12 protein-coding genes are annotated in these 15,160 nt (G+C 35.0%); 11 read left to right on the plus strand and 1 reads right to left on the minus strand.

Features of this window, described 5'->3' with window-relative positions; genetic code table 11:
- Positions 1–39: 39 nt before the first annotated feature.
- Positions 40–1,890: a translational GTPase TypA gene (gene typA, locus HMPREF2732_RS00725; protein WP_070590133.1), complete on the minus strand. Its 1,851-nt coding sequence runs from the start codon at positions 1,888–1,890 to the stop codon at positions 40–42.
- A gap of 248 nt (positions 1,891–2,138) precedes the next feature.
- On the opposite strand from typA, the gene glnA reads away from it, so the two are divergent.
- The 11 genes from glnA (at position 2,139) to rfbB (ending at position 15,149) form a co-directional block, all read left to right on the plus strand.
- Positions 2,139–3,557, plus strand: a complete 1,419-nt coding sequence (gene glnA, locus HMPREF2732_RS00730) for a glutamate--ammonia ligase (protein ID WP_070590136.1) — start codon at positions 2,139–2,141, stop codon at positions 3,555–3,557.
- 121 nt (positions 3,558–3,678) lie between these two features.
- Positions 3,679–4,470: an ABC transporter permease gene (locus HMPREF2732_RS00735; protein WP_070590142.1), complete on the plus strand. Its 792-nt coding sequence runs from the start codon at positions 3,679–3,681 to the stop codon at positions 4,468–4,470.
- A complete protein-coding gene (locus HMPREF2732_RS00740) occupies positions 4,470–5,201 on the plus strand; it encodes an ABC transporter ATP-binding protein (protein ID WP_049357965.1) in 732 nt (243 codons plus the stop codon). The genes HMPREF2732_RS00735 and HMPREF2732_RS00740 overlap by 1 nt, the downstream gene beginning before the upstream one ends.
- A 105-nt stretch (positions 5,202–5,306) precedes the next feature.
- A complete protein-coding gene (locus HMPREF2732_RS00745; protein ID WP_070590145.1) occupies positions 5,307–6,077 on the plus strand; it encodes a hypothetical protein in 771 nt (256 codons plus the stop codon).
- A gap of 7 nt (positions 6,078–6,084) precedes the next feature.
- Positions 6,085–8,019 (plus strand): hypothetical protein, encoded by a 1,935-nt coding sequence (locus HMPREF2732_RS00750; RefSeq protein ID WP_049357968.1) that lies wholly within the window; start codon positions 6,085–6,087, stop codon positions 8,017–8,019.
- Positions 8,020–8,021: 2 nt separating this feature from the next.
- On the plus strand, positions 8,022–9,776 hold the full coding sequence (locus HMPREF2732_RS00755) for a glycosyltransferase family protein (RefSeq protein ID WP_261673755.1): 1,755 nt from the start codon (positions 8,022–8,024) through the stop codon (positions 9,774–9,776).
- 13 nt (positions 9,777–9,789) lie between these two features.
- Entirely contained in the window at positions 9,790–10,938 is a 1,149-nt protein-coding gene (glf, locus tag HMPREF2732_RS00760) for a UDP-galactopyranose mutase (RefSeq protein WP_049357969.1), read from the plus strand.
- Positions 10,939–11,011: 73 nt separating this feature from the next.
- On the plus strand, positions 11,012–11,941 hold the full coding sequence (locus tag HMPREF2732_RS00765; RefSeq protein ID WP_070590148.1) for a glycosyltransferase family 2 protein: 930 nt from the start codon (positions 11,012–11,014) through the stop codon (positions 11,939–11,941).
- Between the two features lies 1 nt (position 11,942).
- Positions 11,943–12,713, plus strand: coding sequence for a DUF4422 domain-containing protein (locus HMPREF2732_RS00770; RefSeq protein WP_070590152.1), 771 nt, complete (start codon positions 11,943–11,945; stop codon positions 12,711–12,713).
- Between the two features lie 10 nt (positions 12,714–12,723).
- A complete protein-coding gene (gene wbaP / locus HMPREF2732_RS00775; protein ID WP_070590155.1) occupies positions 12,724–14,139 on the plus strand; it encodes an undecaprenyl-phosphate galactose phosphotransferase WbaP in 1,416 nt (471 codons plus the stop codon).
- The gene (gene rfbB / locus HMPREF2732_RS00780) at positions 14,139–15,149 is read left to right on the plus strand and encodes a dTDP-glucose 4,6-dehydratase (protein ID WP_070590162.1); all 1,011 of its coding nucleotides are present in this window, start codon (positions 14,139–14,141) and stop codon (positions 15,147–15,149) included. Before wbaP ends, rfbB begins: the two co-directional genes overlap by 1 nt.
- Positions 15,150–15,160: the final 11 nt, after the last annotated feature.

Here is a 15,160-nt window from a genome sequence, read left to right on the forward strand (position 1 = left end):
TTTGTTTAAAAGTGCGGTCAAATTTCCGCACGTTTTTAATTAGTGAGTACTCGTACTGGTTGTGGTACGGTTTGCACGTTTACGATCATTTTCCGTTAAGAGTTTTTTACGGATACGGATCGATTCTGGTGTCACTTCCACTAACTCGTCGTCATCGATAAACTCGATGGCTTGTTCAAGGGAGAATTTCACCGGTGTGGTTAAGACGATGGCATCATCTTTACCTGACGCACGCATGTTGGTGAGTTTTTTACCTTGTAAACAGTTAACAGTTAAGTCGTTTGTACGGCTGTGAATACCGATGATTTGACCTTCGTAAACTTCTACGTTGGCTTCGATCATTAATTTACCACGTTCTTGTAAACCAAATAGTGCATAAGCAAGTGCTTTACCCGTTGCGTTAGAAATTAATACACCGTTTTTACGTTGGCCGATTTCACCTGGTTTGATGTCATCGTAGTGGTCGAAACTAGAGTAAAGTAAACCAGTACCAGATGTCATAGTCATGAATTCACCACGGAAACCGATCAAGCCACGGCTAGGGATGATGTATTCTAAACGTACACGACCTTTGCCATCCGGCATCATATCGCGAACTTCACCTTTACGGATACCTAATGCTTCCATAACTGAACCTTGGTGTTGTTCTTCTACGTCGATAGTCACTTGCTCGTAAGGCTCTTGTTTTTTGCCGTTGATTTCACGGTAGATTACTTTAGGACGAGAAACCGCAAGTTCATAACCTTCGCGACGCATATTTTCAATTAATACAGAAAGGTGTAATTCACCACGACCAGAAACACGAAATTCATCTGGGTTTGGCGTTTCTTCTACGCGTAATGCGACGTTGTGAACTAACTCTTTGTTTAAACGTTCAAGAATTTGACGAGAAGTCACATATTTACCTTCTTGACCTGCAAACGGTGAAGTATTTACACAGAAGAACATGGTTACGGTTGGTTCATCAACGGTTAATGAAGGTAAGGCTTCAACCGCGTTTATATCACAAATGGTATCCGAGATATTTAATTCACCTAAACCAGTAATCGCGATGATATCACCTGCGTAAGCAACATCTTCTTCATAACGTTGTAAACCAAGGTGGCCTAATACTTGACCCACACGGCCTTGACGAGTTTTACCTTCGCCATCAATGATAGTCACAGGTTGATTTGGTTTGATAGCACCACGTTTGATACGGCCGATACCGATAACACCCACATAGCTGTTATAGTCTAATTGGGAGATTTGCATTTGGAATGGGGCATCAAGTTCCACTTTTGGCGGTTCAACGTGTTGAACAATCGCTTCAAATAATGGGGTCATATCTTCCGCTAAATCTTCGTGTTCAAGCCCTGCCACACCATTTAATGCAGAAGCATAGATAATAGGGAAGTCTAATTGCTCATCGGTTGCACCAAGGTTAACGAATAAATCAAAGACTTGATCCACCACCCAATCAGGACGTGCGCCTGGACGGTCAACTTTGTTGATAACTACAATTGGTTTTAAACCATGAGCAAAGGCTTTTTGTGTCACGAAACGTGTTTGTGGCATCGGACCATCAAAGGCATCTACCACTAAAAGTACAGAATCCACCATAGAAAGCACACGTTCTACTTCACCACCGAAGTCGGCGTGTCCTGGGGTATCTACGATGTTAATGCGATAACCATTCCAGTTAATTGCGGTATTTTTTGCAAGAATGGTAATACCACGTTCTTTTTCAAGATCGTTTGAGTCCATTACGCGCTCATCAACATCACCACGAGTTGATTCAAATGTACCGGATTGTTGAAGAAGTTTGTCAACGAGGGTGGTTTTACCATGGTCAACGTGAGCGATAATTGCGATATTGCGCAATTTATTAATATCAATGTCGTTTTTCATTTATTACGTTCTTAAAGTTTAAGTTTTGTAGGGTGGATTTTTATGCCACCGAATAGTCCAAGTAGTTTAAATTGGTGAGTCAAACTCACCCTACGAGAATCTCGAAAGGGCAAAAATTATACACGATATTTCGTTACTCTGCTATGCCAGTGTTTAAAATAAATCCCATGAAAAAAGTAAGCGGTTGCGTTATAATGCTCTTTTAATTTTTATAAAGATTATATACATAGCAAAATAGAGGACTCCCTATGCCAAATGCAAATGCAATTGCCAACGTATTCAAACTGATCGAAGAGAACGATATTAAGTTCGCGCTACTTCGTTTCACCGACATCAAAGGTAAAGAACACGGCGTTTCTATCCCGGTTAGCCTTGTCGATGAAGATATGTTTGAAGATGGCAAAATGTTCGATGGCTCTTCTGTTGAAGGTTGGAAAACCATTAACAAAGCCGATATGCTTTTAATGCCAATCGCTGAAACTGCAGTAGTCGATCCATTTGCGCAGATCCCAACACTTTCAATTCGTTGTAGCGTTTATGAGCCAACAACCATGCAAAGCTATGATCGTGATCCGCGTTCAATTGCTATTCGTGCAGAAAACTATATGCGTTCAACCGGTATTGCTGATCAAGCATTCTTTGGTCCTGAGCCAGAGTTCTTCTTATTTGATGATGTACGTTTTGATGTGTCAATGAACCGCGCTTCTTTCGCCATTGATGATATTGAAGCCGCTTGGAACACCAACAAAAAATATGAAGGTGGTAACAATGCTTATCGTCCATTGAAAAAAGGTGGTTATTGTGCGGTGGCACCAATTGATACGGCACACGATATTCGTTCTGAAATGTGTTTGATTTTAGAAGAAATGGGCTTAGTCATCGAAGCTCACCACCATGAAGTGGCAACCGCGGGCCAAAACGAAATTGCAACGAAATTCAATAGCTTAACTTTAAAAGCAGATGAAACTCAAATCTATAAATATGTGGTACAAAATGTTGCATTAGAACACGGTAAAACCGCTTGCTTTATGCCAAAACCAATTACGGGTGATAATGGTTCAGGCATGCACTGTAATATGTCATTAAGCAAAGATGGTAAAAACATTTTCCAAGGCGATAAATATGCCGGCCTTTCTGAAACCGCACTTTATTACATCGGCGGCATCATTAAGCATGCTAAAGCCTTAAATGCTTTCACTAACCCAAGCACTAACTCATACAAACGTTTAGTGCCTGGTTTTGAAGCGCCAGTATTGTTGGCTTATTCTGCAAGTAATCGTTCTGCGTCAATCCGTATCCCAGCAGTAACCAGCCCGAAAGCAATCCGTATTGAAGCGCGTTTCCCAGATCCATTGGCAAACCCATATCTTGCGTTCGCTGCATTATTGATGGCAGGTCTTGATGGAGTGGTGAACAAAATTCATCCAGGCGATGCAATGGATAAAAATCTTTATGATCTTCCACCAGAAGAATTAAAAGATATTCCAGCAGTTGCAAGCTCGCTAGAAGAAGCCTTGAATTCATTAGAAAAAGACTATGAATTCTTAACTCAAGGTGGCGTATTTGCTAAAGACTTTATCGAAGCATTTATTAGCGTTAAACGTAAAGATGTGGAACGTTTAAATATGACACCACACCCAGTTGAGTTTGAGATGTATTATGCATAAGAAACAGTAGATACCTAGTTTAGAGCAAGAAAAGTGCGGTCATTTTGACCGCACTTTTTATATGTGTATATTGTATTTAATTCGTGTATAATCAAGTTCTGGTTATAGATAGGACTAGGTTATGCTAAATAAATTTATAGGAAAGTTTCGTCGATTTTATGCATTCGATGAGCTTTTAAAACAACTTATCATAAGAGATGTAAAACTTAAGTATCGCCGCAGTTATTTGGGGTATCTATGGAGTATTTTGAACCCGTTAATGCTAATGATGGTTCTTGTTGTTATTTTTTCTAATTTATTTCGCTTTGACATCCCTAACTTCCCACTTTATATGATTTCAGGACAGTTTCTTTTTAGTTTTATGACTGAAGCAACAAATATGTCCGTTGGCTCTATTATCGGAAACGCATCATTACTCAAAAAAACCTATGTACCTAAATATATTTTTACAGTTTCTAGAGTAGGAAGTTCATTAGTGAATTTGCTTTTCTCTCTTGGTGCATTATTCCTGGTTATGGTTTTTACTAATGCTGAATTCTCTTGGAATCTCTTATTTTTCCCTGTAATTATTCTTGAAGTATTAATCTTTAGTCTTGGATTAGGTTTATGGCTTGCTGCAATAACCGTCTTTTTCCGCGATGTTCAATATCTGTGGGGGGTATTTATTTCAATGTGGATGTACCTTACTCCATTGTTCTATCCTGTATCAATTATTCCTGAGGAATACCAAGAGTTATACAAAAATGCTAATCCAATGTATGGATATATTGAGCAATTCAGAGATATTGTCTTACATGCAAAATTTCCACAGACTGATTCGATTCTAATCGGTTTTGGTACAGCTATTTTGGTTCTTGTCCTTGGGGCTTGGTATTTTAATAAAAAACAAGACGAGTTTATTTTATATATCTAATGAATAAAGAAACAGTAATTAAAGTCACTAATGCTACGGTGCGTTTTAATAAAGCAACCGAACAATATAATGGCTTAAAAGAATATGTGATTAAGATGCTAAAGGGCGAACTGATGTTCCAAGAGTTTTTAGCATTAAAAGACGTTAATCTTGAAGTGAAGAAAGGTGAGTCTTGGGGGTTAATTGGTACCAATGGTTCTGGTAAGTCGACTCTTTTAAAGTTAATTTGTGGTATTTTAAAACCCTATAAAGGTACTGTAGAGGTGCACGGTAATATTGCGCCATTAATTGAGTTAGGGGCTGGTTTTGATGGTGAGCTGACTGCAAGAGAGAATATCTATCTCAATGGTGCTTTACTTGGGCACAAGAAAGCCTTTATGGAGCAGCATTTTGATGAAATTATTGAGTTTGCAGAACTGCAAGATTTTGTGGATGTGCCGCTTAAAAACTTTTCATCTGGTATGGCTGCACGGTTGGGCTTTGCAGTGGCAACGATAGTGAAGCCAGAAATCTTAATCGTTGATGAAGTTTTAGCTGTAGGCGATGCGGCATTTCAAGAAAAATGTAAGCAACGTATGGAAAAAATGTTAGCTGGCGGTACAACGCTTTTATTTGTTTCTCATTCTATCGACCAAGTCAAAGAGCTTTGCCACAATGTTATTTGGCTTGATAAAGGTGTGGTGAAGGCAATAGGTAAAGCGGAAGATGTAATTCCATTGTATATAGATTAGCTATAAATGTTTGAGTATGTTTTTTCATTATTTAAATAATTAATTTTAAGTTTTATGTACTGGTTATTTAATTTTACAGTAATCTGAAAAGATTAGGAGGTTTTTGTGTCAAATAAAACTGCTATTGTTATTAGAACTTTTTCTGGGCGAGATCGTTTTTTTAAAAGAATATGTGATTCTATTTTTAATCAAACGTTTTCTAATAAGATTGTCTGTGTGTTAAATGTTGGTGATGATTCTTTTTCTTACGATGAGGTTTTTGATGCTGATAGAGCTATATATTATACATCAGATGCTTCTGAATTATTTAATTATCTGGATAAAGAAGAAGTTAAATATATATCTATTTTAGATGATGATGATTCATTATCTCCAGAGTTTTATAGTAGATTAATATCTGTTCTAGTTAATAAAAAAATTTGCCGTTCTGCAAAAGCTATAACAACCCATGTGAATAAAGTTTTTGAATATGTGGAAAATAACCGAATTAGAATCTCTAGGACAGAGCCTTTAAATCATCATTTAAAAAATGGTTTATTACCTTTAGATACTTTAAGATATAGGGATGTATTAGAGATTTCTTCTTTTATTTTTGATTATAATTCTTTTAAAGATCTAGTTTTTATGCATGATTTAAAAAATCCAGCATTTTTTTGGCCTTTCATTATTCATTTTGGGTTAAATTTTGATATTTTTATTTTAGAAGAGGCGATGGTATTCAAACATATAAGAGAAGTATCATCTTATAGTGAAGATAATTTTACTCATAGAGAGCAAAGTAAATACAATAATTATCTTAGAATAAAGTTTCACGAATTATATCGAATTCAAAATGTTGGATTAAATAATTTTATGTGTAATTTATTGTTTAGTTAGGTGGTTTATGAAAAATTATGATGTTATTAGTTTTGATATATTTGATACACTTCTTAGCCGTAGATTAGCTAAGCCACAAGATGTTTTTTCTTTGATGGAGTCATTTTTGTCAACACAGAAAAAATGGGTAAATTGGCCAGATTTAGTTGATAATTTCACTGTATTAAGGGTTAAAGCTGAGGAGACTGCTAGATATAATAAAGTTATTAGATTTGGTGGAGAGCCTGAGATTTTAATTCACGATGTATATGCGGAATTAAGAAATATGCTACATTTTTCTGAGAATGAAGAAGATGAGCTTATAGATATTGAGTTGATGATAGAAAAGTTAGTTCTATTTAAAACAAAAAGAGCAGATCTGATTTTTAAAGAGGCCATAGCATCAGGAGCTAAGATTATTATTATAAGCGATATGTATTGGCCTTCTAATATTCTAAAAGAAATGTTGCTTAACTGTGGTTATAGCATATCTGATGATATCGCTGTATTTTCTTCAGGAGAAGAAGGAGTATCTAAGCACACTGGTGAACTTTATAAGTTAGTTAGAGATAAATTAAAAATACCTAATAATAAGAGCTGGCTTCATTTTGGTGATAATCAACATTCAGATATTAATAAAGCGAAAGAAAATAACATTAACACTAGTTTAGCTGATTGGTCTTGTAATGATTATAGTAATATTGACCATTGGCTAACTAAAGATGTGGTGGGTGTATCAATTTGCAAGTTTTTAGAGCTACCGCAGGCTAAGGATTTCTATAATTCTGATTCGCCTTTAGAGTCTATAGGATTTAAGTATTTTGGACCGCTATTATTGGGGTATATATCCTGGTTTGTTAAATTAGCAAAAGATAAGAGTATAGAAAAACTAATTTTTCTAGCTAGAGATGCCCATCTTATTCAAAAATTATATAAGAAATATTTTCAGAACTCTTATCCATTTAAACAAGAATATATGTATGTTTCTAGAGCTACCGCTTATAAAATAGGCATCACTGATTGGCCTATGCACCGTATTTGGAGTTTCTTTGGAGGGAAAAATAAGAAAAGTATAGCCAAGATATTATCCTTATTTAATTTAAAAGAGGAGTCTTATTTATCTGAATTAAAAGAAGTTGGTTTTCCCTCATCATCATATATTCCAAATGATGATGAATTTCAAAAGATCCATTGGTTAATAAATAAGTTATATGAAAAGATCTTAAAATCTAGTTCTACATATAGGAATGAATATATTGATTATTTTTCTTCTATGATATCTGATTCAGATAAAATAGCTTTTATTGATGTTGGATGGGCAGGTAATATTCAAACAGTCTTAGCTAGGGCACTATCTTCGGAGTGGGTGAATAAGGAAATATGTGGTTTTTATTTGTCTACATTTGATAATGCTTTATTAAACAAGTCAGAGTTTAATAATATGATGGGGTGGCTTGTAAATGATGGGAAGCCAGAAAATGCAATGCAAACACTGTTGTCTGGTGGGGTTGAATTATTAGAACTAGCTATGGCGGATAATACTGGTTCAACAAAAGGATATATGAAGGACTCTTCTGGTTGTATTGTACCTATAAGAGAGGATGTTACAGATGCAGAAAGAGCTTATTTGTCAAGTGCGATACAAATTCAAGATGGAATTACTCAATTTTTTGAATATATTAGTCCTTTAATTAAAAGTCTTCCTGTCAGCTGTTTTAATAGTATATTTTTAGCTGATAATTTTATGCGTTTAATTCTTGCTCCTTCAAAAGTAGAAATTGAGACTTTAGCTGATATCACTCATTCAGAGGCTGCGGGAGATAATGATGGTCGTTTATCATTAGCTAAAAAACTTAAATTAAAAGATCGTTTATTTAAAACTAATACATATTATGATGAACTTAATAAATCTTATTGGAAACAGTCATTTTTAATTAGAAATAGAAGAGCATTTTGGAAGTGATTATGATGAAAATTATTCAAGGCTGTGTATATCCTGACTTAACATTATGTACAGAGATAGAGTTATATTTTAGATTAGATAGAGCATTGATTGATTTTAATAAATCAAGAATCTTCATAAATAAAATGGGGCGAGTTGATACTAATACATATTTTAATAGTATTAGTGTAGGAAAATGGAAACGCCATACTGAAGTAAATGATTTGAGTTTAAACCTCACTTTTAAAGGTAAAATTAAGTTGCTTTGGCAATTAGATAGATTGCACTATAGTTCTAAGGTGCTAGGTGAAAATTATCTTACCAGTGATGATTTCAAAACTGTAAATATTCCATTAGAGTTTTGGAATTCTTTAGAAGATGGAATCTTATCTTTTAGTATCGTTGCTCTAGATGACTCTGAATTAGCTGCATTTTCATATTCAACCACTTCTCCTATTTTTCAAGTAGTGAAGTTAGGCATTGTTATTACTCATTTTAATAGACAACAATTTGTATTGCCAGCAGTAGAGCGTTTAAAATCCAATCTTCTTCAAAACGAAGAGTATAAAAATAAAATCGCTTTGTTTATTGTTGATAATAGCCAAAACTTACCAAAGATAGATGGTGTAACCATTATTCCTAATGAAAATTTAGGGGGGGCAGGTGGATTTACTCGTGGTCTTATAAATTTACAAGAAACTGAAGGTTATACACATTGTTTATTTATGGATGATGATGCATCATGTGAAGTTGAAAGCATCAAGAGAACGTTATCGTTTTTAGAGTATTCCACTCAAAGTACGCAATGTGTAGCTGGAGCAATGTTACGTGAGGCAGAATCGTTTAGACAGCATGAGAATGGAGCTAGATTTGATGGTTTGTGTCGTCCTAATAAGTGTGGCCTGGATTTAAGATATATTCATGATTTATTAGTTAATGAAGAAGAAGAGCACATTGATTACGGTGGATGGTGGTTTTTTGCTTTTCCTATAAAGGATATTAAGAATTATGCATTCCCATATTTCGTTCGTGGCGATGATATTGGGTTTGGCTTAAAACATAAATTTAACACAGTTACCTTAAATGGTATTTCTACATGGCAGGAGGATTTTTCTTTGAAAAATGGTCCATTGCCATATTATCTAGATGCTCGTAATCATATTATGCAGCATTTACAAGGTCTAATTCCTCAGGGGGCCAAAGGTATTGCAAGAACGACCGCCAGAATGTGTTTGAAAAATCTTTTAACATATAATTATGAAACAGCATTAGCAGTTATTTATGCTATGGAAGATGTATTAAAAGGTAGTGATTTTTGGCGGAATAATGTTGATATGTCTACAAAACGTAAAGAAATTTTGAGTTTGGTCGTTAATGAAAAACCGAGAGATATAACGGTTGATGAGATATCTTTTGCTAAAACAGGTAATCCTAATGAAAATAGAATCCTCCGCTTGATAAGATGGTCTACATTGAATGGGCATTTATTACCTAAAGTTTTATTTAAAAAAGGATATGTATGGCAAAATAAGGGTTTTGGAGGAAACTTAAGAGAGATTTATCGTTATCCTAAGGTTTTGTATATTCATTGGCCTAGCAGAAAAGGTTTTATGTTAGAACATAGTAAGGTTAAATTTTTCTCGTATTTATTCAGATATACTAAAGCGTTATTTAAACTCTATGCTAGATATGGTGCTTTATCAAAAGATTCTCAGAGTTCTTATGACGAATTAACTAGTAAAGAGTTTTGGAAAAAACAATTCAAGCAAGATAAATAAAAGGTAAGTATTTATGAAAAAATTCTTATTAGTCGGCGCAGGTTTCTCCAATGCCGTTATCGCTCGCGAATTAGCAGAGAAAGGTTATAAAACGGTTGTTATCGATTCTCGTAGCCATGTAGCAGGTAACTGTCACTCTGAACGTGATGCTGAAACAAATGTAATGGTGCATGTTTATGGTCCACATATTTTCCATACTGATAATGAGCGAGTATGGAATTATGTGAACAACTTTGGTGAGTTTATGCCATTTGTTAATCGTGTAAAAACGATTAGCCAAGGTGCGGTTTATTCTTTACCAATTAATTTACACACGATCAACCAATTCTTTGGTAAAACTTGCTCACCAAAAGAGGCAAAAGCGTTAATTGAAGCACAAGCAGACTTGTCTATTACTGATCCGCAAACCTTTGAAGAGCAAGCGATGCGCTTTGTCGGTAAGGATTTGTATAAAGCGTTTTTCTATGGTTACACTAAAAAACAATGGGGTGTTGAGCCAAAAGAGTTACCTGCAAGCATTTTAAAACGCTTACCTGTGCGTTTTAACTATGACGATAACTACTTCGCACATAAATTCCAAGGTATGCCGAAAGAGGGGTATACACAAATTGTGGAAGCGATTTTAGATCATGAAAATATTGAAGTGCGTTTAAATACACCATTTGCTGAATCGATGAAAGCAGAATTTGATCATATTTTCTGGTCAGGTCCGTTAGATGCGTATTTTGGATTTGAATTGGGTCGCTTAGGTTATCGTACCTTAGATTTCGAGGCTTTCCGTGATGAAGGTGATTTCCAAGGTAATGCGGTAATTAACTATGGTGATGAAGAAGTACCCTATACTCGTATTTCAGAACATAAACACTTTGCACCATGGGAACAACATGAGAAAACAATTTGTTATCGTGAATTTAGCCGTCTATGTGGTGAAAATGATATTCCGTATTACCCGATTCGTTTAGTGAAAGATAAAGCACTCTTGCAACAATATGTTGAAAAGGCAAACAAAGAAACGCAAGTGACTTTCGTAGGGCGTTTAGGTACTTATCGTTATTTAGATATGGATGTGACGATTAAAGAAGCCTTAGAAACAGCTGATGTTGTAAAAGAATCATTAGAAAAACAGACCGCACTTAAACCTTTTTATGTAAATATGGACTAAAGTATAGCGAGTCTATCATCAAGCCATATACGATTTCGTGTATGGCTTTTGTTTAAATAAAATTGAGTTGATTATGCATACTGAAAAATCAATTTGTGCGGTGGTTGTAACGTTTAACCGCAAAGCATTATTATTAAATTGTTTAAATGCACTGAAAGCCCAAACACATCCTTTAACTCATATTGTGGTGATTGATAATGCCAGTACTGATGGCACAGCTGATTTTTTAGGTGAGCATAATTGGACAAATAGTGATTTTTTTACTTTAATTACTTTGCCTGAAAATATGGGAGGGGCAGGTGGATTTCATGAAGGAATCAAGTATGCGTTTGAACAAGGTTTTGATTATATTTGGTTGATGGATGATGATGGATTTCCAGCTGAAACATGTTTGGAAAAACTTTTACCTTACACTACTGAGAATTGTTATATAGGTCCGGTAGTGATTGATTGTGAAGGCAAAGAGAAACTAAGTTTTAGCTTACGTTTACCAAATAGTTTGCAAGTACTCGATCATTACTCTGATATTCCTCAGTCTTTAAAAATAGATAATCAAATTAAGGATACAGTATTGCCTTTTAATGGTACATTAATCGGAAGAGATCTCGTCCAACAAATGGGATTTCCTATAAAAGAGTACTTTATTTGGGGAGATGAGAGAGAATATACTATGCGTGCAGAGGCATACAGTGCCAATATTTTGACAGTGCTCGATGCATTATTTTATCATCCTATAGCAAGCTCTATATCAGAACTAATGCTTTTTGGTAAATTACGGTTTAATAATGCACATTCAGATTTAAAACAATATTGTTTTTGTCGTAATACAATTGCTACTTTTGCCAAGCATAAAGGGTTTATTTATGCACTAGCTTTTTTTGTTAAAACGACCTGGTTTTATGCATTTACTCAACCAAGCCTTTCTCGTTTGCTATTTGCTTGGCGTGCAATGTGGCACGGGCTTACTGGTGATTTTTCTCATCATAAGGATTACTTAAAATAACATGCAAAAGCTTACTGTATTAGTGATTACGCATAAAGACTATGAGTTTCCAGATTCTGCATGCTATTGCCCACTTTTTGTGGGAGGGAAGACTACAAGTGATCTAAAAAATGAAAGGTTTTACCAAGATAGTGTTGGTGTGAATATAGCTGAAAAAAATAGTAGTTTTTGTGAATTAACAGGACTTTATTGGGCTTGGCAAAATGGTATCTTTAAAAATAACCAATATGTTGGGTTAGTACACTATCGCCGTTATTTTGCAGGTAAAAAGTTATGTTTGAAGAAACAGCATATTGCATCAGAAAGAGAGTTGCTATCTCTTCTAGAAAAATATGATGCGATTTTACCGAAAAAACGAAATTATTTTATTGAATCAATTTATTCTCACTACCAACATGCCCATCATGTTAAGGATCTGAATTGTACAAGAGAAATTATTTCTGAATTGCATCCTGAGTACATAACGAGCTTTGATGCAATTATGCAAGGCCGAAAGATTCATATTTATAATATGTTTGTCATGTCATCAGAGAAAGCATCAGAATACTGTAAGTGGCTTTTCCCTATTTTGTTTGAATTAGAAAAGCGAATAGATATAACCCAGTATGATAGCTACCAAAAAAGAGTATTTGGTTTTATTGCTGAGCGTCTATTCAATGTTTGGTTGGTTTATCATCAGTTAAAGTTTTGTGAAATTCCGGTGGTTAATTTGGAAGGCGAGAATTTGTTAAAAAAAGCGATTAATTTATTAAAACGGAAATTTTTAAGATAAGGATTTCACTATGCATAAAATTACGTGGTGTAAATTTATTTTGTTAGCTACTGATTTTTTAACACTTTTTAGTTCATTATTTATTGCTTATGAAGTGTTAGATATCGCCCGTGGCGGCCGTTTTTATTTTCCTTTGGAAGAATTTAATACCTATGTATTGATTCACGCCTGTGTATCTTTCGTTGGTGTGTTGTGGTTTTGGATACGATTACGGCACTATACTTACCGCAAACCGTTTTGGTTTGAATTAAAAGAAATTATCCGTACCTTATTGATTCTTTTCATTATTGAATTGGCGATTGTTGCCTTTTCTCGTCTATATGTTTCCCGTTATTTCTGGTCTGTAACTTGGATTTGTATCTTTGTTGGACTTCCTTTCTCCCGAATTTTTGTAAAAAATCTTTTAATAAAAAGCGGAATGTATCTAAAAGAAACCATCATTATTGGCAATGGGAAAAATGCTAAAGAGGTATTTAACGCTTTAAATAACGAATCGTATTTAGGATTTGACATAAAATTATTTGTGACAACAGAAGATTACCATTCAGAGTTTATTGAGGGTATTCCCGTTATGCGTCATAACCCTGAGTTACTCATGAAATTAGTCTCCCCAGAATTTACCCAGTTTATTTTAGCAATTGATGAAGAAAATAAGATTAAGCAAGATTTCTGGTTGCGTTATTTAATTCGTAAAGGATGCCGTTCTATTTCAGTAATTCCTGATTTCCGAGGTATTCCACTTTATGGCACGGATATGTCTTTTTTATTTAGCCAGGAAATGGTGCTTTTTAGAGTAAATAATAATTTAGCAAAACGTTCATCTAAGATTGTTAAAAGAACCTTTGATATCTTAGGCTCATCTTTTCTCTTGCTTTTATTGTTACCATTTTGTATTCCTTTATATTTTATAATTACAAGGGATGGCGGTAATTTCATATACGAGCATCCAAGAATTGGTCAGTACAAAAAGAAATTCAAATGTTTGAAGTTTCGAACAATGGTGAATAATTCAGATGAAGTGTTAGAAAAGATTTTAGCAACGGATGAAAATGCTAGATTAGAATGGGAAAAAGACTTCAAACTTAAAGATGATCCACGCATTACACCAATTGGAAAATGGTTAAGAGCGAGAAGTTTAGATGAACTACCACAGCTTTGGAATGTACTTAAAGGTGAGATGAGTTTAGTTGGACCTCGTCCTATAGTGAAAGAAGAATTGTCTTATTATCAAGAGGACGTTGATTATTACCTTATGGCTAAACCTGGAATGACGGGTTTATGGCAGGTAAGTGGGCGGAATAACGTGAGCTATGATACGCGAGTTTATTTCGATACCTGGTATGCTAAAAACTGGTCTTTATGGAATGATATTGTGATCTTACTTAAAACGGCTAAAGTAGTTTGTAAGAAAACAGGGGCCTATTGATGAAGCAAATTCTCGTCACCGGTGGTTCTGGCTTCATCGGTTCCGCCCTCATTCGATACATCATTAATCATACTCAAGATTCTGTTATCAATGTTGATAAGCTGACTTATGCTGCAAATCAATCATCCTTAAAAGACATAGAAAATAGTACTCGGTATGCTTTTGAAAAAGTTGATATCTGTGATCTTAAGGTGATAGAAAGCATTTTTGAAAAATATCAGCCAGATGCGGTGATGCATTTGGCGGCAGAAAGTCATGTTGACCGTTCTATTACGGGATCGGCTGATTTTATTCAAACCAATATTGTGGGTACTTATACATTGTTAGAGGTTGCTAAGAATTATTGGTATACCTTAGACGAAGCTAAAAAAACGACCTTTCGATTTCACCACATTTCTACAGATGAAGTGTATGGGGATTTATCCCTTTCTGATCCTGCCTTTACTGAACAGTCTCCTTATCATCCGAGTAGCCCTTATTCAGCCTCAAAAGCGGCGAGTGACCATTTGGTGCACGCTTGGCATCGCACTTATGGTTTGCCGGTGATTATCACAAACAGTTCCAATAACTATGGAGCTTATCAACACGCTGAAAAGCTTATCCCTTTAATGATTTCAAGTGCTGTGATGGGCAAGCCTTTGCCAATTTATGGTGATGGGCAGCAGATTCGTGATTGGTTATTTGTGGAAGATCATGTTCAAGCCTTATATTTAGTTTTAACAAAAGGTCGAGTCGGGGAAAGCTATAATATTGGCGGAAATTGTGAAAGAACAAACCTTGAAGTAGTTAAAATGATTTGTGAGTTACTCGAAGAACTGTTGCCAAATAAGCCTAATCACATTAAGTATTACGAAGGTTTAATTACTTTTGTAAAAGACCGACCAGGTCACGATGTACGATATTCATTGGATTGTTCTAAAATTCATGCAGAATTAGGTTGGCAACCGCAAATAACCTTTGAACAAGGACTTCGTCAAACGGTAAAATGGTACCTAGAGAATAATAGATAAATAAAGGAGAA

Source organism: Haemophilus sp. HMSC061E01 (assembly GCF_001810345.1).
Taxonomy (GTDB): domain Bacteria; phylum Pseudomonadota; class Gammaproteobacteria; order Enterobacterales; family Pasteurellaceae; genus Haemophilus_D.